Here is an 18,337-nt window from a genome sequence, read left to right on the forward strand (position 1 = left end):
GGTCTAGTGATCGCCCTTATCGTCACCACGCCTTTTCAGGGGAACGCCATACAGCTCCATACGATGATCGACCAGTCTGAAACCCAGCTCGCTGGCAATGATTTCCTGAAGGCGCTCGATTTCCGGGTTGTGGAATTCGAGCACCTCACCGGTTTCCAGATTGATCAGGTGATCGTGATGCTCATCCGTCACGGGTTCATAGCGCGACCGCCCGTCGCGAAAATCGTGCCGTTCCAGAATACCGGCTTCCTCAAAAAGCCGCACGGTTCTGTATACGGTGGCGATACTGATCCCTGCATCGACCTGTGTTGACCGGCGATAAACCTCTTCAACATCGGGATGATCGGTCGCGTCTGTCAGAACGCGCGCGATCACGCGACGCTGATCCGTCATGCGCATACCTTTTTCCAGGCACAGCGCTTCAATATCGGGATTGCTGTTCGGCATGTCCTCACCAAAACTCTTGATTTGCGGGGTTTCTGCACGCCTTCGCGTACATCCCGGCACACTAACTGTTTATGAACTTGCCGGTATCACCGACACGGCTACGGACCATCGCACAGGCATGACCTAAAGGGCAAGCCGGATGGATATTGATCCCGGCAAACCCCGCATGTGGTCCTGCGGTTTTCACGAACAGACTGTTTGGAGAAGGCCCATCAAGAGAAAGGGCTGCACCAGCGGCGAAACGGGCAGGCCAAAGTCATGGCAAGACAAAAGGGCTCACGGCGAAAATGCTGCGCCGTCCGCTCAGGGAAGCCTGCAGGGTACGGCACCATGCAGGTCTTTATCTTTTGAATCGGTCACAAACGGTACGACCATTGTCCGGGAAACGTTTTTCAACGCTTGCCGCGCCCCAGACCGATTTTCTTCGCCAGATCGCGTCTCTGCTTGGCATAATTGGGCGCAACCATCGGATAATCAGCCGGCAGACCCCAACGTTCGCGATACTCGTCGGGTGTCATGTCATACCGTGTTTTCAAGTGCCGCTTCAGCATCTTCAGTTTTTTGCCATCCTCTAGGCAGATGATAAAATCAGGCGTCACTGAACGGCGAATCGGAACGGCCGGCTTCGGCCGCTCTTCCTTGACAGGTTCCTCACCATCAAGACCGTTAAGCGTCTTGAAAACCTGCTCAATCAATGTAGGCAGATCACCAACGGCAACCGTATTGTTCGCCACATGCGATGACACGATATCTGCTGTCAGCGTCAACAGTTCTTGCACTTTGTTACTTTTGTCTTCCATATCTTATGTCCGGCATTATCAGCAGTCGCTGAACCGTAACTCCTCGTCTTTTTCATAAAGTGAGTAGCATTTGCCTCTAGGCACACCACAAGACCGCAACCTACCTCAGACACTCTCTACCCTGATGGGCCGTCCACTCTCCGGCTGAGGAATATTGAATGTCATACTCCTATCTCGATCTGCGCGGTGCCATATGCCCGATGGCCTTTGTCAAAACCCGTCTCTTTCTGGACGGTCTGAATACTGAAAGCACGGCAAAGATTCTTTATGAAGCAACGCCGGGCAATGCCCCTTTTGAACGTTCCGTCGCCGCGCTTGGACATGTCATCCTGGCACGACGCCTTGTATCTGCACCGACGGATGAGACTTGGGATCTTTCCACATCCCCGACCGCTCTGACGGCTTCGGTAGACCTAATCGAATTGCTAATACAAGTAAAGAACTAAACCAAACATTATAATATAATGTCTGTCTTTATGTGAGACTGTTCAAGCACAGGGAAAATTGCAGCGCATCTTCACGCTTCCCGTTTTGAAGCTTATAATAGTCTTTCCGTCGTCCGATCATTTGGAAACCGGCTGACATATACAGCCGGCAGGCTGCATGGTTGTTACTACGGGTTTCCAGAAAAAGCGTTTTTACCCCGGCTGACACTAGATCGTCTGCAATATTCGCAATGAAATAGCGCGCCAGTCCCTTCCTGCGGTAACGCGGCAGGATACCGAATGTCACAAGATCGGCCTGATCACAGCCCCATTGGACAAGCGCAAGCCCGGCCGGCGTTCCGGCCGCGCTGAGAATGGAGGCATATCGCCCCGGCTGTTCGAAAAAGACGGCAAAGGAATCCTCGGACCAGGCGTGTTCGCCGTCCTCGCATGCGAAAATATCATGGTGCAGTCTTGCCAGGATAACGGAGGCGTCGGTCCCTTCCGCCCGCTGGCATGTCAGAACAGTGTCGCTGTCCTCCACCGGCCGGGATATGGCAGAAGGCCGCTGTCTCGGGCCTGTCACGATTCCACCGTCACCGGCAGGGGTGGCTTGGCCCTGGCGGCATCGGCCGGGCGCAAATATGCGGGCTCCGGCCTCTGGACAACGGGGTCCAAATCCGCGGCCAGGCGGCCAAGAAGAACCGGATCAAGCGTCGATACCACCGCATCAAACCCCAGAATCTCAGCACCGCTGCCGCAAACCAGTCCGCCATGACGGGCGATCAGCGCACGCGCGACCGACCCGTCCAGACATGCCGCCTCGGTTCTGGCGCGGGGCAGAACCATGGACGGCAGCACATCGAAAGCCTGATGGAAAACCTGGCCGCCGCGTCCTGCCACAACGGCATGAACGCGACCCTCGGCGCCGCCGGCAATGGCCGCCTGAACCGCCAGAACCGGCAGGCTCATGACCCCGATACAGGGTACCGACAGGGCCAGCGCGAGGCCGCGTGCCACGGAAAGCCCCACCCGGACCCCGGTAAAGCTGCCCGGCCCCGTTGTCACGGCAATGCGGGATACATCGGCATAAGCGGTGCAGGCGTCCCGGTGAAGGCTGTCGATCATCGGCAGCAGATGCTCCGCATGTCCCCGGCCGATGGTGTCGCTGCGGGTGGCACGCACAGCCCCGTCCTCGGCAAGGATGGCCGCCGAACAGGTTGCCTCACAGGTGTCTATGGCGAGAAAGGACATGTTTCAGGGCCGTAGCCTAAAATCAAAGCACGGTCGCCGCGTCGTCAAAGTCCAACCGGGGACTGCGCGGAAAAATCCGTTCATCGGAGCCATGCCCCAGGGCACAGAGGAAGTTTGATCTGATATTGGTGCCGGCGAAGAACTCCCTGTCGACACCATCCCTGTCAAAACCGGACATCGGGCCACAGTCAAGGCCGAGGCTGCGCGCCGCCAGCATCAGATACGCCCCCTGCAGGGTCCCGTTGCGGAATGCGGTATCCTCGGCGACGGCAGGGTCCGCGAACCAGTTCGGCGCATCCGGATCATGGGGAAACAATTCGCCCAGACGAGAAGCAAAATCCCTGTCATACCCGATAATAGCCGTTGCCGGTGCGCCCATGACCTTGGCGACATTTCCCGCCATGAGATGCGGCTTCAGGCGGTTTTTGGCCTCATCGCTCATAATGAAAATCAGCCGTGCCGGTGAACAGTTGGCGCTGGTCGGCCCCATTTTCATCAAATCATAAAGGGCACGGATCTTATCTTCGCCCACGGCACGGTCCGTCCAGACATTGATCGACCGGGCAGTCCGGAAAAGCTGATCCAGACTTGCATCATCAAGCGCTTGGCCCATTTCATCGCTCCTTGAATATCTTAAGATTTCGACTTTGCTTTAAGACCCTGAACTAAGATCCCAGAAGGCCCTCAACTAAGATCCCAGAGTATGCGGATGTGCCCATCTTTTAATCGAGCCTGGGACGCTTGACCAGCGGACAACGCATGCGGGATGTGGCAAACGTCGGCATCGCCGCCGCCGACCCAGCGGCCTTTCCGGATAGCCCCCGGCTTTCATGATTTCCTGACGGGGCGAGGACACAGCCCATAGACCCCGGCCAGACCGCACCGCACCCGGCAGATGCAGAACAGGCCCCGTCTTTTGCCCCCCGCTTCACCGATACATCAGGCACCGATATATCAGGGCGCTCTTTTAGGTAAGAGAGCCCCTTGTCAGAAACCGGGCGCCACGCCACACTGCCCGCATGCAAAAATACCGCCCCCGCACCATCCGCCGTCTTGTCCGGACCATTGCCCTTGCAACCGCACTTCTGGCGGCGTTCACACCGGCCTCGGTCATGGCGGACCAGTCCGCCGTGATCCTGATGTATCACCGATTCGGTGAAGATACCTATCCGTCCACCAATATCAGACTTGAACAGTTTGACGCCCATCTGGAGCAATTGCGCCGGGGCGGATATCACGTCATGCCACTGCATGAGGTGATACGCCGTATCCGCACCCGGACGGATCTGCCGGAACGGTCCGTCGCCATCACTGTTGACGATGCATACGCCTCCGTCATGACCGAAGCCTGGCCACGGCTCAAAGCGGCCGGCATGCCCATGACCCTGTTCGTTGCGGCCGATGCGGTGGATTCCGGGTCATCCAATTACATGCGTTGGGATGATATCAGGCGCCTGCGTGACGAGGGGGTCACCATTGCAAATCACGGCGCCGGCCATCTGCATATGCTGTCCGTGCCCACGGCGGACGCCATTGCCGATATTCAGCGCGGCAACAGACGCCTGGAAGAGGAAGTGGGCGCCCCGGCAAAACTGTTTGCCTATCCTTACGGCGAATATGATGAAACGCTCGCGGCGGAAATCGCCACACTGGGATATGAAGCCGCTTTTGCCCAGTATTCCGCACCCGTCGGCTTCGACATGTCTCTGTTTTCCCTGCCACGGTTCGCTTTGAACGAACGGTACGGAACGTCAGACCGCTTCCGTCTCATCAGCCAGACATTGCCGCTGCCGGTCAGCGACCAGGTTCCACGCAACCCTGTGCTGGACGTCAAAGGCAATCCTCCGGCCATAGGGTTCACCGTTGAAGTCGAAGCCGGAAATCTTGCCGGGCTGGCGTGTTATCCAAGCCATCTGGGCAGGGCGGCGGATCTTGTCCAGCTGGGCCGGCGGGTCGAGGTGCGCTTTGACAGGCCCTTTCCGGCAGGCCGCAACCGGCTGAACTGCACCCTGCGCTCGCCCGACGGACGCTGGTACTGGTACGGCAAGATGTTCTATGTACCCGGCGGCATCCTTGACTGATCGGGGCTCACACTCGCGGGCTTCCGCCAATCGGTCAGGCATGAAGGACCGGGAGAAGGCTTAAACGGGACGGACGTCCACCACCTCCGGCACATAATATTTCAGCAAATTCTCGATACCGTGTTTCAACGTCATCGTCGAACTGGGGCAGCCGGAACAGGCGCCCTGCATCTGCAGATAGACAATGCCTTCCCTGAAACCACGGTAAACGATATCACCGCCATCCTGCGCCACGGCAGGCCGCACTTTTTCATCCAGAAGAACCTTGATCTGCTCGATGATGTCGGCGTCGGCCTCGTCTTCTTCAACCGCGACCTCGTCCTCGACTTCAGCGGTTATGACAGGGGCACCTGATGCGAAAAAGGCCATCAGGGCCGCCAGGATTTCAGGCTTCAGGCCGGTCCAGTCGGCGTCGGATGCCTTGGAGACGGACACATAGTCGCTGCCCAGAAACACGCCCGCGACGCCCTCTACACCGAACAGGGCCTGCGCCAACGGCGAATCCTCCGCCCCGTCCGGGCCGGAGAAATGGGCCGATCCGCTCGCCATCACCACCTGCCCGGGTAGGAATTTCAGCGTTTCGGGGTTCGGGGTTGTCTCGGTTTCAATAAACATGACCAAATCCTTCCGGTTTCTTCCCGTCATTTGGGGCATTCCCGCCGCAAGGTCAAGCGTAACAGGCGAAACAAATCCCGAATTTTTGGACTGCCGGCGGCTATGACCAGCGATGACGCAACATATCCAGGGCCTGCTCAAGCGGGCCACGGCCGCCTTCAAGGCGGCAGCGCACCAGGGCACCCTGTATATGATCCAGGGCGGCACGGGCCTCATCCTGCGCGTCACCGGCGGCGAAACGGGTCTCGGCCAGGGCGGCGGCCAGCCCCTGCCGCCAGACTGCCACAGCCGTGCGAATCTGGGGACCGAACAGAAAGGCCCCCTCCCCGAACATGAGGGCATTCATCAGGCAGACCGGCACATGGCCGCCATAATACAGCGCCGTCCCGTCGAGGCTGTTGCGCAGCCGCGCGCCGGCATCTTCCTCTCCATGCAAGGGCGCAAGAACAAGCGTGCGCAGCCGTCCGCCGGCATGGGCCAGAACCTGCCGGGCCATCGTCTTTTTGCCGCCGGGGAAGTGATGATACAATGTCGCCTTCCTCAGGCCGGCGGCCTCGGCCAGTGCGGACAGACTGGCCCCGTCATATCCCCGTGCGGAAAAAACATCGTGAAAGGCCTGCGTCAGGTCCGCCCGGCTCAGGCGCGCGACACGCGGCATCGCTTTCTCCCAAATAACCAATCGATCGGTTGGTTATAATAACCCGCCACAGCGATCGTGTCAGCCTGAAAACACCGCGCCGGTCAGGGTCCGGCCTTGCCGTGGGCCTTGGCATTGCCATATTTGCCGCGCAAAACCCTTAGCGGATACACATACCGGTTAAGGGTTTGCGCATCACTTGACGCTATCCTTGCCAAAATCGTTTCCAAAAACAGTTTCCGGGACATGGCCGCAAACCGACGTACAAAAAAAACATCCGCTCCGGCCAAGGCCCCGAAAACCGGCCCGGCCGTACCGTCCAGGCGCCGTGACAAGGGGGTTCTGGCCCGGCTTATGTACGGGCTGGCGGTGGTTGGGGTTTGGGGTGCGTTCGCCGGTGTTGTCGGGCTTGCCTACCTGGCCCACGATCTGCCCGATCTCGGCAATCTGGCGCCGCCCGGCACAGGCGAACGTGCCATTCTGATCAAAGCCGCCGATGGCTCCACACTGGTCCGCAGTGGCCCCATTTACGGAGACTGGATTGACTTCGAGGCCATGCCGGACACGCTTATCCGCGCCTTTCTGGCCGTGGAAGACCGCAGTTTTTTTGAACATGGTGGTGTGGACGGCAAAGGGCTGGCCCGCGCGGCTTTCACCAACATCAGAGAAGGGCGCGTTCTGTCCGGCGGGTCGACAATCACCCAGCAGCTTGCCAAAAATCTGTTTTTGACCAGCGACCGCACCATCCGGCGCAAAGCACAGGAATTGCTGCTGGCCTTCTGGCTGGAGCAGAAATTCCGCAAGGATCAGATCCTGACCCTGTATCTGAACCGGGTTTATTTCGGTGGGGGCGCCTACGGTATCGATGCGGCCGCGCGCAAATATTTCGGTCACAGCGCGCGCCGTCTGACCATTGGCGAGGCCGCGCTGCTGGCCGGTCTGGTCAAGGCACCGTCACGGCTGGCCCCCCATATCAATCCGGAAGGCGCCTGGGAGCGCGCGCGCGTGGTGCTGAGCGCCATGGTCGATGGCGGCGTCCTGAGCCTGAAGGCGGCGGCGGCGATTTCGGACAAGCCGCCCGCGATCATACCGGACCGGGCAGGGGTGCATGTCCGCTATTTCACCGACTGGATCGAAACGGAATCCATGCGGCTTCTGGGCAAACGGGCCATGGGCCAATCGATGATCATATACACCACGCTGGACCCGGACACCCAACTGAAGGCGGCCCATGCCCTTGAAAGCAGCCTTGCCGATGAAGGCAAAACCCATAACGCAAACCAGGGCGCCCTTGTCGCGACGGACCATGACGGCGCGGTGCGGGCCATGGTGGGCGGGCGGCATTACGGCAGCAGCCAGTTCAATCGCGCGGTCCAGGCACAGCGCCAGCCCGGATCCGCCTTCAAGCTGTTTTCCTATCTTGCGGCCATGGAAATGGGGGTCCGTCCGAGCGATGTCTACCGCGACGAACCTATCCGTGTGGGCACATGGAGCCCCAAGAATTACACAGGACGTTTCGACGGCGAAATGACGGTGCGCGAAGCCTTTGCCCGTTCCATCAACACCATCGCGGTCAAGGTGGCGGAGGAGACCGGCCGCAAGCGGGTGGCCGCCATGGCGAAACGTCTCGGCATCTCAACACCGGTGGAACCGCTGGCCAGCCTGCCCCTGGGGACGGAGGAAGTACGCCTGATCGACCTGACCAGCGCCTATGCGACCGTCGCCAATGGCGGCCATGCCGCCGACCCTTACGGCATTGTCGAGATCACGACGCTGTCCGGCGAAGTGCTGTACCGTTTGCCGCCACGACGTCCCATCACCGTTCTGGCCCGCCCTCTGGCGCGCGACATGGCCGAAATGCTCACAGCGGTCATTGGCTGGGGGTCGGGCAAACAGGCAAAAATAGGCCGCCCCGCCGCCGGAAAATCAGGCACGTCACAAGATAGCCGCGATGCCGTTTTCGTCGGCTTCACCAGCGATCTGACAGCCGCCGTATGGGTGGGCAATGACGACAGCACTGCCATGAAGGGGGTCACAGGCGGCAGTCTGCCCGCCCGCATCTGGGGCCGCTTCATGACAGCGGCGCATCAGGGCCTGCCGCCCCGTCCCCTCCTGATCGACGCGGAGCTGTTCGAGGCCGGCGCACGCGGACAGGATAGACGCGGCCGTGCCACCGCCGGCACCCTGCCCTGATACCAGGCCACCTGTCATATGCCATATGGCGGTCGGTGCGGGTAACCGCCTGCGGGTCACACCGCGGCTAGGCGGACCGCCATCAGCGCACCGCCGTGATGTGTCAGCCAGGACCGGTGCTGGCGCCACTCGGCGCACAGGCGCGCCACATGCGCCCAGAACCGGGGGGAATGGTTCAGTTCCAGAAGGTGCGCCACTTCATGCGCCACCAGATACCGGACCACCGGGGGCGGGGCGAGCATGATACGCCAGTTGAAACGCAGGGTGCCCCTGCTGGAACAACTGCCCCAGCGGGTCCGCATGTCGCCGATGCTGATTCGCGACGGCGCCACATTCAGCCTGTCGCCATATCCGCGCGCAATCGGCGCAATGTGCGCCCGCGCCGATGCCCTCAGCCAGCGCTGCAGGCGGGCCGGCGCCTGATCGGCGGGGCCGCCGACAGTCAGACAGTCTTCTTCCAGCCGGATGGTACGGGGAGATATGTCCGTATAGGCGATCCGGCGCCCGATCCCCAGATACGGCAACATGTCGCCGGGGCCGAGCGGGTGCGGATGACGCGCCCGTTCGTTCAGCATCCAGTCCCTGTGGTCGCGTACGAAGCGTTCCGCCGTACGGGCGCTGACCCCTGCCGGCAGACTGACGCGGAATTCATCGCTGGCCGGATCGTATCTGAGAACCAGACGGCGGGCCTGGGCGTGACGGCGGAAACGGACAGCCATACCGTCCATCTGCAGCAGCGCGACCGTCATGCCGGCCAGTCCACGATATGGTCTTCCAGATCGCCGGCATCGCGCTCGTCCACCACCCTGCCCCGCACGCTGATTCCGGCCGTGTGCACGCTGTCCGGATCCCCGCTGACAAGCGGGTGCCACTCCGGCAGGTCCCTGCCTTCGGCCAGCAGGCGGTAAGCACAGGTGCCGGGCATCCAGCGCATGGTCTCCTCAAGGTCGGGGCTGAGGCGGACACAGGTCGCCACATAGCGGCGTCTCTCGGCATACCGGCGGCAGCGGACGCGGTCCAGGTCCAGCATGCGGCAGGCCACATTGGTATAATGAACCGCACCCGTGTCGGCGTCTTCCAGCTTGTGCAAACAGCATTTCCCGCATCCGTCGCACAGGGATTCCCATTCCGCTTCCGTCATTTCGGAAAGTGATTTTTCCCGCCAGAAAGCCATCGGCCCGGTTCCGGATAAACGGCTCAGGACGCCAGAAGCGGTCTCAGGACGTCCGCCATCGAGGCGGGCGTATCCTTCGATGTGAAGACACGCTCGAACGAGCCGTCCGGCCCCATCAGGAAATCGACCCATAAATGATTGATCAGATAGCCGTCATAGCTGGGGTCTTCGACAACTTCGCGGTACACGCGGTAGGCCTTGACCACGGCATCGACGTCCGCCTCGCTTCCGGTCAGCCCGATCAGGCGCGGATGATACTGGCCGACAAAATCGGCCAGCATTTCCGGCGTGTCGCGCGCCGGATCAAGGGTGATGAACAGGGGCTGCACCGGTGTTGTGTCCAGTCCTTCCTCTTCCAGCAGGTTAAGCGTGGCGGTGATTTTTTCCATCTCGATCGGACAGATGTCGGGGCACAGGGAATAGCCGAAAAAAATCAGCATGTAGCGCCCGCGAAAATCAACGTCCCGCATCCTTTCGCCGGTGTGCGCCGTCAGTTCAAACGGACCGCCGGGGCCGTTCGCCACACTGATGTCATCCCCGCCGTCCGTCGTCACACCGCCCGGCTGTGGCGCGTCCGAAAAAAAGCGGATCGCCACCAGACCGACGGCCACAACCACGACAAGAGCCCAGGCGATCACTCGAACAGCACGCATTTTCATTCTCCATGACGGCGGCACATGCGCACACCCCTTGACGTTTCCACGCCGAAGAGGCACGGCTGGCGTAACGGCCTTGTGATATGGCCGCCATTATACAAATATACAAGGCTACCGTAACAAATACCGGGACCTTATATAAACGCACCCGGCAAGCTCGGCCACCATCCGGGGGCTGGCAAAATGTCGCGGAAAAACGGAGTTTCTGGGAACGGATCATGAGCGTCTTTTATCGTTTTCTTTTCGGCCTTTTCATTCTAGTCGGCATCTCGGGCCTGCCGCTGGCGATGACGGGACCGGCGTCCGCCCAGTCGCCGCAATTCGATCTGCTTCAGGCCATCGACAATGAAGACCTGCAGAAGGTGACGGATCTTCTGTCCAAGGGCGTTTCCGCCAATACGCGGCAAAGGTCGAGCGGCAAGCCCGCCCTGATCATCGCCGCCGAAAAGGGCAACATGGCCATGGTGGAGAAATTGCTCGAATATCGTGCCAGCCCGAATGTCGCCGACCCGGAACGGGGGACGACGGCCCTGATGCTGCGGGCCATCGCCGGCGACGTCGAGATGATCAACCTTCTGGTCACCAAGGGGGCGGACCTGAACAAGGCCGATGTGGGCCTGGAAACCGCCCTGATCAAGGCGGTGCGCGCCCGCAAATTCAGCGCGGTCAGGGCCCTTCTGGATGCCGGCGCCGACCCCAATGTTCAGGATTTGACCGGAAAAACCGCCCTGGAATATGCCCGACTGAACCGGAACCGGCGGGTACAGCGCCTGCTGGAAGAGGCGGGGGCGACCTATTAGGGGCGGGCCTTCAGTCCGCCGCGAAGACGGCCGTCATCAGGGCACGGCATAGCATGGCGGTGCCCTGGTTTTTTCCCATGCTGTCGCTGGCCGGCGCGTCACCGGACCTTGCCGGCGATGTCCCCGTCACCTTCCTGGCGACCTCCCTGACGGTGTCGGAGACGCCGCTTTCCATCCGTCTGGGCCTGATCGTTCTCGCCGTCCTGGTGGACGCGCTGCTGTGCAATCGCAAGCTGGTCAACCGCATTACCAGCCCGGACAGTCTGTTTTACGGCGCCCTTCATTGGCTGTCGGGCAGACTGAACCGCGCGGAGCGATCCCCTGTCACCCGCTTTGTGCGCGGGCTGCTGCTGCTTGTGATCTTTATACCGGCCGCCTACTGGGTCGGGTCACTGCTTGACGAAGTCCTCTTGGGACCGACGGTCGGCCTGGCCGGCGGCGCCCTGGCCCTGATGATCGCCATCCTGTGTTTCGGGCAAAGAGCCAGCTGGGACCTGGCGAATGACATCGCCCAGGCCGTCAATATGACAAACAACCGGGCGCAAACCGCCTATCCCCGGCCGGACCTGCCCCAAAACGGAGGGATCGCGGACGCCCAGCGCCGCGACCCGTTTCATACCGGCCGCCTGACGGTGGAGCGTATGGCCCTGAGATTTTCAGACGGCCTCATCACAAATGCACTGTTGTTCGCCCTCGGCGGGTTTGCCCTGCTTCTGGCCTATCGTCTTGCGGCGATGCAGGTCGCCATTGCGGTGCCCACCGGCCTTGCCCGCCCGGACAGCCCCTATTTTATGCCGGCCGTTATCCTTCAGGAGAGCATCGGCATGATTGGCAGCCTGGTCGGCTCGGCCTTTCTGATCCTGGCCCTGCTTTTCATACCCGGCACATCCGCGGCAAGGGCGGTCCGGGCGTTTGGCACCGCCGTCACGGCGCGGACGTCGGGATACCGCCCCGACCATGCCTGCCTGTACAGCCGCCGTCTGCCCTTGACGGTGATGGCATACGGCCTCGGCCTGTCCTTTCAGATCGCAACAGGGGCCGGCTCCGACAGCGCGGCGAAGGGTCTGGACAACTGGATCGGCGACGAGACCGCGCGCGCCCGTCTGACAGCGGCCGACATAAGGCGGGCGATCGCGGTGGCCTTCACCGCCAATCTTCTGGCTTTGCTTGCGCTTGTCGCTGCCATGGCCGCACTGTTGACCCCATGACCGGCAACACGGCAAGCGATGAACCGTGACCGGATTGCCGGCGCGCTGTTTTGTCATCCGAACAGGCACAGCCACACCCTGGCAAACGATGGAGAAAGTCATGGAAACCGACAACGGGGCAGGTGACACGGCTCCACCGATAGCCGCGCGGCACAGCCTGGACATGCCGTCCTTCACCGGCGAGGCCGGCGGCGTCCGGCTGGGCACCCTGGTCGCCATCCGCTGGATGGCGGTCGCCGGACAGGCCGGCTGTCTGCTTCTGGTGGAAATTCTGTTCGGATTTGAAGTGCGGCCCGGTATCACCCTGCCTGTCGTCATGGTGTCGGCAGCCTTGAACCTGTGGCTGGCACTGACGCGGAACGCCAATCTCAGGCTGACGGACAGACAGGCCACCATACAGCTAGCCTTTGATCTGGTGCATCTGGCCAGTCTGCTGTTCCTCACCGGTGGGCTCGCCAACCCCTTTTCCGTTCTGATGCTGGCCCCCACATGCGTTTCTGCCTCCATCCTGGGCCGGCGCAGCACCTATTTTCTGATCCTGATATCGGTTCTGTCGGTCAGCGCGCTTGCCTTCACGCCATTCAGTCTGCCCTGGCAGGGCCCACCACCGGACTTCAGCCCGCTGTATCTGGCGGGACTGTGGGCGGCCCTGACATTCACGCTGGCCTTTCTGGCCCTGTACATGGCCCGTGTCGGACGGGAGGGGCGCGCCCGCGCCCGCGCGCTGGCGGCCACGCAGATCGCGCTGGAACGGGAGCAACGCCTTGCCGCACTGGGCGGCCTGGCGGCGGCCGCCGCCCATGAACTGGGCACACCGCTCGGCACCATTCTGCTGGCGGTCCGCGAAAGACTGGCGGAAACCAGGCGGCAAAAAGACGCACCCGCCGACCTGATCACCGATCTGGAGCTGATCGCGGATGAAACGGACCGCTGCCGCGCCATTCTGGCCCGGCTGGGCGAACACCGGCAGGCCGGCCCCGAACATCCCTTTGCCGACAGCCGTTTGGAAGCCCTTGTGCGCGAGGCCGCCGCCCCGCACGAGGACCGCAAGGTCCCGATCCGCTATCATGCCTCGGCCGGATTGCAGCCGGTACTGAACCGCACCCCGGAAGCGATCCACGCCATCCGAAACATCGTAGAAAATGCTGTAGGATACGCCAGGGACGCTGTAGATATTCATCTGGCGTGGGATGATGCCTATGTCAGCGTCGCCGTTGACGATGACGGACCCGGCTTCGACCCCCATGTGGAAAGACACTTGGGCGAACCCTATGTGACCACGCGCCAGCCGTCCGCCGGACGGGACGGCGGTCTCGGGCTCGGCCTGTTTATCGCCAAAACGCTTCTTGAGCGGACGGGCGCCGACATCCGCTTCGGGCGGGCGCCGACGGGCGGTGCCAGGGTGCGCATCCGCTGGCCACGCGGGCTTTTGCCGCGCACACCGGACGCAGCGCGCTAGGGTCGCGGCATCATAAAACCCTTGGGGCAAAAATATTCGGGGCAAACAGGATGAACGATAACATCGACAATCAGCCACACGATGAAGGAGGCGCCGGCGCAATCGCACTGGAGGCGGACGACAGCACATTGCTGATCGTCGAGGATGATCGCGCCTTCCGGCAACGTCTGCGCGTCACTCTGGAACGCCGGGGGTTTCAGGTGGTGGAAGCGGAAAGCCTGGAACAGGCCGGCCATCTTTCCGCCATGCACAAGCCCCGTTTCGCCATTGTTGACATGCGCCTTGGCGACGGCAACGGTCTTGATCTGGTGCCGACCCTGCGCCAGGTGCGCGAGGACATGCGGATCGTCATCCTGACCGGATACGGCAATATCGCCAGCGCCGTCTCCGCCGTGAAGGCCGGCGCAGTGGATTATCTGGCAAAGCCGGCCGATGCGGATGAAATCGCCGCCGTACTGCTGACCCCGGAAGGGGCAAGCCCGCCGCCGCCCGACAACCCCATGTCCGCCGACCGCGTCAAATGGGAGCATATCCAGCGCGTATACGAAATGTGTGACCGCAATGTCTCGGAGACGGCCCGGCGTCTGAACATGCACCGGCGCACCCTGCAGCGCATTCTGGCCAAACGGTCACCGCACTAGAAACCGGCCAAGCATCAAGGCTTTGCACGCTGCGGCGTCATCGGGGCACGATACCCGCCTGTCCTGTACGACGCACGGCCCGGCCCCGGCCCTGCGCCAGGACCGCAGCCGTGAACAATGTCAAAACCGGCTGAAACGGCGGACCTGGTGCAGCCACCAGTGGCTTTCATTGATAGAGTACACCGGCCTGTAATGCAGGATCCGCCCGTGGGGCAGAACCGCATCCACCTGATTGTCGAGAATGTAAATCTCGCCGTCCAGCTCAATGGATAAAATGGCGTGGGCCGCCTTCAGATTCTCATCCTGAAGGATGACCAGCCGCATGCTGTCCGGGGCAAAACCGATGCGTTTCAGGGTCACATATTTGCTGATGGCATAATCCTCGCAGTCCCCGTCCCGCAGGAAAAATTCATCCGGCGTCGCCCAGTAATCCGGCATGCCCCAGTTCACCGGATCGACGATATAGGGCGACCGGTTCATATACCGGTTGACCGCGCGCAGGATATCCAGCGGCGGCGTGCCCGCCTGGCTTTCGATCAGGGCATCCCATTCGGCGCGGGCGCAACTCAGCCGTTCCTGCGGGGTGCAGTCCCGGCCGAAGGCGGAGCGTCCCGGTCTTGCCAGGCGGGCGGGCGCCACGGTTTCGGTCCGGGGCAGGGTGTTCCGCCGCCACAAATCGGCCCATTTGGCGAACTTGCTCATATCGCTGGACATGATCTCACGGCTGCCGAACAGACCGTCCGCGCCTTTCTTCTTCCTCTGTCCGCGCCTGTTTTCCTGCGCTGCGGGCAGGCGGACAGACGGCAGGGCCATACAGGCGATGCCGCCGGCCGCAACGGACAGCAGGCGCCGCCGCGAAACCCCGTTCATACCTGTGCGATGCCGTCCGGCGTGTTTCATAAACCGTTTTCCAAAATCCCTGAGCCCATGCAAACCCTGCCCCCGACCCCGGCACGCCCAGGCGGCGCCGGCTGTGGGTCTTGTCCACTTCGGACAGCCAGGGCAGACCGCGCGACAAGAGTGTTGAGCCGGCGTGCAAACTCCGCCAACATGTGTCGCAGTGAAAAATAAAGCCATGGCGTGCGAAAATCGTCCGGGTAGAGACTATCGCCGTCATTTGCGGGTTCCAAGCCACCGTTCCATTCTCACGAAAATTCGCTCGCGAATTGAGCAAAATGAAAACATGCGGGAACGGATCGGGTTAAGACGTTTGCCGGCGGCTAAGGAACGTATCGCAGGCGTGGGGAGACCGGGGTATGACGATGAACAAAGGCACGCTCGCGGCAATCGCCGTGGGCATCGGCGTGATAGCGGCAGGTCTTTTTGCCCTGATCAACGATTTTGCCGCGACAGAAGCCGACCAGCAGCTGGCCCGCTGGCGGGACCGTCTGAAAATTGTCGCCGACAGCCGTGCCATGGATACATCCTCCTGGCTGAACCGGCATCTCGGCGTTGTCGAACAGCTGTCCCGCGATGCGTCGCTGCAACTGTACAGCAGTCTGGCCCTGAGCGGCGATCCGGAAACGGTCGATGCCCAGCGCAGCTTCATCTTCTCGCTGCTGTCGGCGGTGGCGGAACGCCAGGGGTTTCATGAACAGCGCCCCCTGGATACGGTGGCCGCCAACATCACCAGACCGCAGCGGGCCGGGCTGGCCGTCGTCATCGCCGACGGTCCGCCGGTGGCGGTCACGTCCGGCATGCCGCCGCTGGACGGCCCCCATTTGCCGCACAGCGACGACAAAACCCCCTTCATCCGTCTCGGCCCCCGGCTCAGCGACGGGACACCGCTGGCCATTTTCGCCGCCCCGCTCAGCGCCGCCGAGGGCATGATGGACACACATGCCAACACGGCCTGGATCATCGGTGCCCGGCCGCTGGACGGCGCCTTTCTCGACACACTGGTTCAGCCGGGGGCCCTGTCCCGGTCCGCTGAAACCTATCTGGTACGGGTCGACGCGGAGGGACGGGCCCAGGCCCTGACCCCCCTTGCCGGCGGCGGGCGCCCGGAGGCCTGGCGCATCGACCCGGCCGCGCTTTTTGCCGCCACGACGCCGAACGCCATCGCGCAGCAGGCTGACTATGCCGGCAAACAGGTTCTGGTGACCGGGCGGCAACTGTCCGCCCCGGTCGACTGGACACTGGTCCGCACCATCGCGGCCGAGGAAGCCCTGGCGGACGCCCGCGCCAAACGCCAGGGTCTTACGGTCACCCTGTCCCTGGCCGCGCTGGCGGCCCTGATTCTGCTGGTGCTGGCCTGGCGCCACGGTGTGTCCATCCGCCTGCGGCAGGCCTATGAAACCCAGGCCGCCCTCAAGGCCGAAGCCGAAGCCCTCAGCCATTTTCTCGAAACCGTCAGCGACAGCCAGCCGACCGCCATTGCCGTGCTGAACGCCGACCGCAAGATCACCTTCGCCAATGAAGGCATGGCCCGGCTGACACAGCAAAGTGTCGCTTCCCTCAAGGATCAGACGGTGGACGGGGTGTTCCCGCAGGACGCGGCCAGTCTGCTCAAGGCCGGCGTGGATTCCGCCCGTGCCGGGGAAAAAGCCATTCTGACTGTCCGCCCCGATGCCCCCCCGGCTGCCGCCCCCGCTGCCGATGGCGGCGACGGGCCGGCGGACCGCGATCACAGACAGCGCGTCATGCGCGCCCGTCTGGTGCCGATGCGGACGGAAACCGGGCACGGTACATCGGCCCTGCTGGTGATGGAGGATATCAGCGATCTGGTCGCCGCCCGCGACCGCAGCGAGGCCCTCCTGCGTCAGATGATCACGGCCCTGACGCAGATCATCGACGCCCGCGATCCGTGGAGCAAACACCATTCCGCCCGCGTCGCGGAAGTCAGCGTCGCCATCGCCCGCGAACTGCGCTTCAACACCACCATGGTCGAGGCCACGCGGATCGCCGGCCTGCTCGTCAATCTGGGCAAAATTTTCGTGCCGCGCGCGATCCTGACCAAGCAAAGCCCATTGAGCGGGGATGAACTGCAACTGGTCCGGGCCAGCATGCGCAAGGCCGCCTCTCTCCTCGACGGGCTGCATTTCGACGGCCCGGTCAGCGCGGCGCTGGCACAATTGGGCGCGCGCTGGGACGGCAGCGGCGAACCCGCCCTCAAGGGCGCGGATATCGAACCCGTCGCCCGGGTGCTGGCTGTCGCCAATGCCTTTGTCGCCATGGTGTCGGCGCGCGCGCACCGGGCCGGCCTCGGCTTTGACACCGCCATGGAGCATCTGCAGGACGACGCCGGCGGCCGCTTTGAAAAACGGGCCGTCGTGGCGCTGGCGAACATTCTTGAAAACAAGACGGGGCGGCAACGCTGGGCCGGCTTTGCCCTGCCGCCGGAAGACGACGGCACCATCCCCGCATCCTAGGCCGGCACCAAATCCTTTTTTGTCCCGGTGCGGATCAGCCGTCAGCGCGCGCGGTCCCGATACGGGCCGCCGCCAGTCGCAGCGCCCCCTGCCGGGCCATGGACCGGATCACGGTCCGGCGCCGGTTGCCGTTCATGCCGCGCTGCGGAGCCGGGCGGACGATATCGGCGCCGTAGGCATCGGCGACAATGATCCCCACCGTCTCCGGGCGGGTGTCCGGCATATCCAGAACCCCCATGGGAAAGCCGGTATCCACGGCGAAAAAGAAGCGGTCGCAAAAAGGCAGATAGTCGGGCCATTTGCTGTCGGCACGAAAGTCCGCCAGACCGGATTTGATCTCGACCGCCAGCACCCCGCCCTTGTCGTCCACCGCGAGCACATCGGCGCGCCGGCCATTGCCAAGCGCCACCTCCGTCAGCGGCGCATACCCCATATCCACCAGAAGGGCGAGCACGCTGGTGGTGATGCGCTGCGTCAGCACGGGCCGTCCGGCCCCGTCGGCACCGCCGGCGTGGGCGCGGCCCGCAAGGTCCGCGCGGTGTCTATGACCCGTCCTGTTCCGCATTGCCGTATGAC

General features: G+C 62.5%; 20 protein-coding genes. 8 read left to right on the forward strand and 12 right to left on the reverse strand.

What is annotated here, in order from left to right; genetic code table 11:
- Positions 1-3: 3 nt before the first annotated feature.
- Together BXY39_RS15745 and BXY39_RS15750 are read right to left on the reverse strand one after the other, a co-directional pair.
- Entirely contained in the window at positions 4-447 is a 444-nt protein-coding gene (locus BXY39_RS15745; RefSeq protein WP_121939841.1) for a Fur family transcriptional regulator, read from the reverse strand.
- Between the two features lie 392 nt (positions 448-839).
- Complete coding sequence (locus tag BXY39_RS15750) at positions 840-1,247, reverse strand: Ros/MucR family transcriptional regulator (protein ID WP_121939842.1); 408 nt, start codon at positions 1,245-1,247, stop codon at positions 840-842.
- 158 nt (positions 1,248-1,405) lie between these two features.
- Here BXY39_RS15750 and BXY39_RS15755 point away from each other — a divergent pair, with 158 nt between their 5' ends.
- A complete protein-coding gene (locus BXY39_RS15755; protein ID WP_121939843.1) occupies positions 1,406-1,693 on the forward strand; it encodes a sulfurtransferase TusA family protein in 288 nt (95 codons plus the stop codon).
- A 28-nt stretch (positions 1,694-1,721) separates the two neighbouring features.
- On the opposite strand, the gene BXY39_RS15760 is transcribed toward BXY39_RS15755, so the two are convergent.
- The 3 genes from BXY39_RS15760 to BXY39_RS15770 are packed head-to-tail and all read right to left on the reverse strand — an operon-like array spanning position 1,722 to position 3,539.
- The gene (locus BXY39_RS15760) at positions 1,722-2,258 is read right to left on the reverse strand and encodes a GNAT family N-acetyltransferase (protein ID WP_170163886.1); all 537 of its coding nucleotides are present in this window, start codon (positions 2,256-2,258) and stop codon (positions 1,722-1,724) included.
- The gene (gene tsaB / locus BXY39_RS15765) at positions 2,255-2,926 is read right to left on the reverse strand and encodes a tRNA (adenosine(37)-N6)-threonylcarbamoyltransferase complex dimerization subunit type 1 TsaB (RefSeq protein ID WP_121939845.1); all 672 of its coding nucleotides are present in this window, start codon (positions 2,924-2,926) and stop codon (positions 2,255-2,257) included. Before tsaB ends, BXY39_RS15760 begins: the two co-directional genes overlap by 4 nt.
- A 22-nt stretch (positions 2,927-2,948) precedes the next feature.
- The gene (locus BXY39_RS15770) at positions 2,949-3,539 is read right to left on the reverse strand and encodes a malonic semialdehyde reductase (RefSeq protein WP_121939846.1); all 591 of its coding nucleotides are present in this window, start codon (positions 3,537-3,539) and stop codon (positions 2,949-2,951) included.
- Positions 3,540-3,945: 406 nt separating this feature from the next.
- Between BXY39_RS15770 and BXY39_RS15775 the strand changes: the two genes are divergently transcribed.
- Positions 3,946-5,007: a polysaccharide deacetylase family protein gene (locus BXY39_RS15775; RefSeq protein ID WP_121939847.1), complete on the forward strand. Its 1,062-nt coding sequence runs from the start codon at positions 3,946-3,948 to the stop codon at positions 5,005-5,007.
- 60 nt (positions 5,008-5,067) lie between these two features.
- Here BXY39_RS15775 and BXY39_RS15780 read toward each other — a convergent pair whose 3' ends face one another.
- Both BXY39_RS15780 and BXY39_RS15785 read right to left on the reverse strand, forming a co-directional pair.
- On the reverse strand, positions 5,068-5,622 hold the full coding sequence (locus tag BXY39_RS15780) for a NifU family protein (RefSeq protein WP_121939848.1): 555 nt from the start codon (positions 5,620-5,622) through the stop codon (positions 5,068-5,070).
- A gap of 100 nt (positions 5,623-5,722) precedes the next feature.
- Positions 5,723-6,280 carry a TetR/AcrR family transcriptional regulator gene (locus BXY39_RS15785; RefSeq protein WP_121939849.1) on the reverse strand — a complete coding sequence of 186 codons (558 nt, stop codon included), beginning with the start codon at positions 6,278-6,280 and terminating at the stop codon, positions 5,723-5,725.
- Between the two features lie 225 nt (positions 6,281-6,505).
- Between BXY39_RS15785 and BXY39_RS15790 the strand changes: the two genes are divergently transcribed.
- Positions 6,506-8,452 carry a transglycosylase domain-containing protein gene (locus tag BXY39_RS15790; protein ID WP_121939850.1) on the forward strand — a complete coding sequence of 649 codons (1,947 nt, stop codon included), beginning with the start codon at positions 6,506-6,508 and terminating at the stop codon, positions 8,450-8,452.
- A gap of 56 nt (positions 8,453-8,508) precedes the next feature.
- On the opposite strand, the gene BXY39_RS15795 is transcribed toward BXY39_RS15790, so the two are convergent.
- Genes BXY39_RS15795 through BXY39_RS15805 form a run of 3 tightly spaced genes read right to left on the reverse strand, consistent with a single transcriptional unit; the run spans position 8,509 to position 10,279 of the window.
- Positions 8,509-9,201 carry a M48 family metallopeptidase gene (locus tag BXY39_RS15795; protein WP_121939851.1) on the reverse strand — a complete coding sequence of 231 codons (693 nt, stop codon included), beginning with the start codon at positions 9,199-9,201 and terminating at the stop codon, positions 8,509-8,511.
- The gene (locus BXY39_RS15800; RefSeq protein WP_121939852.1) at positions 9,198-9,626 is read right to left on the reverse strand and encodes a YcgN family cysteine cluster protein; all 429 of its coding nucleotides are present in this window, start codon (positions 9,624-9,626) and stop codon (positions 9,198-9,200) included. The genes BXY39_RS15795 and BXY39_RS15800 overlap by 4 nt, the downstream gene beginning before the upstream one ends.
- A gap of 23 nt (positions 9,627-9,649) precedes the next feature.
- Positions 9,650-10,279: an SCO family protein gene (locus BXY39_RS15805; protein ID WP_121939853.1), complete on the reverse strand. Its 630-nt coding sequence runs from the start codon at positions 10,277-10,279 to the stop codon at positions 9,650-9,652.
- A 221-nt stretch (positions 10,280-10,500) separates the two neighbouring features.
- Here BXY39_RS15805 and BXY39_RS15810 point away from each other — a divergent pair, with 221 nt between their 5' ends.
- From BXY39_RS15810 to BXY39_RS15825, 4 genes are all read left to right on the forward strand, one after another.
- On the forward strand, positions 10,501-11,082 hold the full coding sequence (locus BXY39_RS15810; protein ID WP_170163887.1) for an ankyrin repeat domain-containing protein: 582 nt from the start codon (positions 10,501-10,503) through the stop codon (positions 11,080-11,082).
- Positions 11,083-11,135: 53 nt separating this feature from the next.
- The gene (locus BXY39_RS15815; protein ID WP_121939855.1) at positions 11,136-12,290 is read left to right on the forward strand and encodes a cobalamin biosynthesis protein; all 1,155 of its coding nucleotides are present in this window, start codon (positions 11,136-11,138) and stop codon (positions 12,288-12,290) included.
- A gap of 100 nt (positions 12,291-12,390) precedes the next feature.
- Positions 12,391-13,749, forward strand: a complete 1,359-nt coding sequence (locus BXY39_RS15820) for an ActS/PrrB/RegB family redox-sensitive histidine kinase (RefSeq protein ID WP_211332290.1) — start codon at positions 12,391-12,393, stop codon at positions 13,747-13,749.
- Positions 13,750-13,799: 50 nt separating this feature from the next.
- Positions 13,800-14,390: an ActR/PrrA/RegA family redox response regulator transcription factor gene (locus BXY39_RS15825; protein ID WP_121939856.1), complete on the forward strand. Its 591-nt coding sequence runs from the start codon at positions 13,800-13,802 to the stop codon at positions 14,388-14,390.
- A gap of 120 nt (positions 14,391-14,510) precedes the next feature.
- Here the strand turns inward: BXY39_RS15825 and BXY39_RS15830 are convergent, their stop codons facing one another.
- Positions 14,511-15,290 carry a transglutaminase-like cysteine peptidase gene (locus BXY39_RS15830; protein WP_170163888.1) on the reverse strand — a complete coding sequence of 260 codons (780 nt, stop codon included), beginning with the start codon at positions 15,288-15,290 and terminating at the stop codon, positions 14,511-14,513.
- Between the two features lie 356 nt (positions 15,291-15,646).
- Here BXY39_RS15830 and BXY39_RS15835 point away from each other — a divergent pair, with 356 nt between their 5' ends.
- Entirely contained in the window at positions 15,647-17,761 is a 2,115-nt protein-coding gene (locus tag BXY39_RS15835; protein ID WP_121939858.1) for an HD-GYP domain-containing protein, read from the forward strand.
- A gap of 34 nt (positions 17,762-17,795) precedes the next feature.
- Here the strand turns inward: BXY39_RS15835 and BXY39_RS15840 are convergent, their stop codons facing one another.
- Positions 17,796-18,326: an MmcB family DNA repair protein gene (locus BXY39_RS15840; RefSeq protein ID WP_121939859.1), complete on the reverse strand. Its 531-nt coding sequence runs from the start codon at positions 18,324-18,326 to the stop codon at positions 17,796-17,798.
- Positions 18,327-18,337: the final 11 nt, after the last annotated feature.

The organism is Eilatimonas milleporae, assembly GCF_003688555.1.
Classification (GTDB): Bacteria; Pseudomonadota; Alphaproteobacteria; order Sphingomonadales; family Kordiimonadaceae; genus Eilatimonas; species Eilatimonas milleporae.

Excerpts from the sequence above, each read along its gene's own strand:
- BXY39_RS15745 (WP_121939841.1), bottom strand. The coding sequence starts at position 447 with ATGCCGAACAGCAATCCCGATATTGAAGCGCTGTGCCTGGAAAAAGGT.
- BXY39_RS15750 (WP_121939842.1), bottom strand. The coding sequence starts at position 1,247 with ATGGAAGACAAAAGTAACAAAGTGCAAGAACTGTTGACGCTGACAGCA.
- BXY39_RS15755 (WP_121939843.1), top strand. The coding sequence starts at position 1,406 with ATGTCATACTCCTATCTCGATCTGCGCGGTGCCATATGCCCGATGGCC.
- tsaB (WP_121939845.1), bottom strand. The coding sequence starts at position 2,926 with ATGTCCTTTCTCGCCATAGACACCTGTGAGGCAACCTGTTCGGCGGCC.
- BXY39_RS15770 (WP_121939846.1), bottom strand. The coding sequence starts at position 3,539 with ATGGGCCAAGCGCTTGATGATGCAAGTCTGGATCAGCTTTTCCGGACT.
- BXY39_RS15775 (WP_121939847.1), top strand. The coding sequence starts at position 3,946 with ATGCAAAAATACCGCCCCCGCACCATCCGCCGTCTTGTCCGGACCATT.
- BXY39_RS15780 (WP_121939848.1), bottom strand. The coding sequence starts at position 5,622 with ATGTTTATTGAAACCGAGACAACCCCGAACCCCGAAACGCTGAAATTC.
- BXY39_RS15785 (WP_121939849.1), bottom strand. The coding sequence starts at position 6,280 with ATGCCGCGTGTCGCGCGCCTGAGCCGGGCGGACCTGACGCAGGCCTTT.
- BXY39_RS15790 (WP_121939850.1), top strand. The coding sequence starts at position 6,506 with ATGGCCGCAAACCGACGTACAAAAAAAACATCCGCTCCGGCCAAGGCC.
- BXY39_RS15795 (WP_121939851.1), bottom strand. The coding sequence starts at position 9,201 with ATGACGGTCGCGCTGCTGCAGATGGACGGTATGGCTGTCCGTTTCCGC.
- BXY39_RS15800 (WP_121939852.1), bottom strand. The coding sequence starts at position 9,626 with ATGGCTTTCTGGCGGGAAAAATCACTTTCCGAAATGACGGAAGCGGAA.
- BXY39_RS15805 (WP_121939853.1), bottom strand. The coding sequence starts at position 10,279 with ATGCGTGCTGTTCGAGTGATCGCCTGGGCTCTTGTCGTGGTTGTGGCC.
- BXY39_RS15810 (WP_170163887.1), top strand. The coding sequence starts at position 10,501 with ATGAGCGTCTTTTATCGTTTTCTTTTCGGCCTTTTCATTCTAGTCGGC.
- BXY39_RS15815 (WP_121939855.1), top strand. The coding sequence starts at position 11,136 with ATGGCGGTGCCCTGGTTTTTTCCCATGCTGTCGCTGGCCGGCGCGTCA.
- BXY39_RS15820 (WP_211332290.1), top strand. The coding sequence starts at position 12,391 with ATGGAAACCGACAACGGGGCAGGTGACACGGCTCCACCGATAGCCGCG.
- BXY39_RS15825 (WP_121939856.1), top strand. The coding sequence starts at position 13,800 with ATGAACGATAACATCGACAATCAGCCACACGATGAAGGAGGCGCCGGC.
- BXY39_RS15830 (WP_170163888.1), bottom strand. The coding sequence starts at position 15,290 with ATGAAACACGCCGGACGGCATCGCACAGGTATGAACGGGGTTTCGCGG.
- BXY39_RS15835 (WP_121939858.1), top strand. The coding sequence starts at position 15,647 with ATGACGATGAACAAAGGCACGCTCGCGGCAATCGCCGTGGGCATCGGC.
- BXY39_RS15840 (WP_121939859.1), bottom strand. The coding sequence starts at position 18,326 with ATGCGGAACAGGACGGGTCATAGACACCGCGCGGACCTTGCGGGCCGC.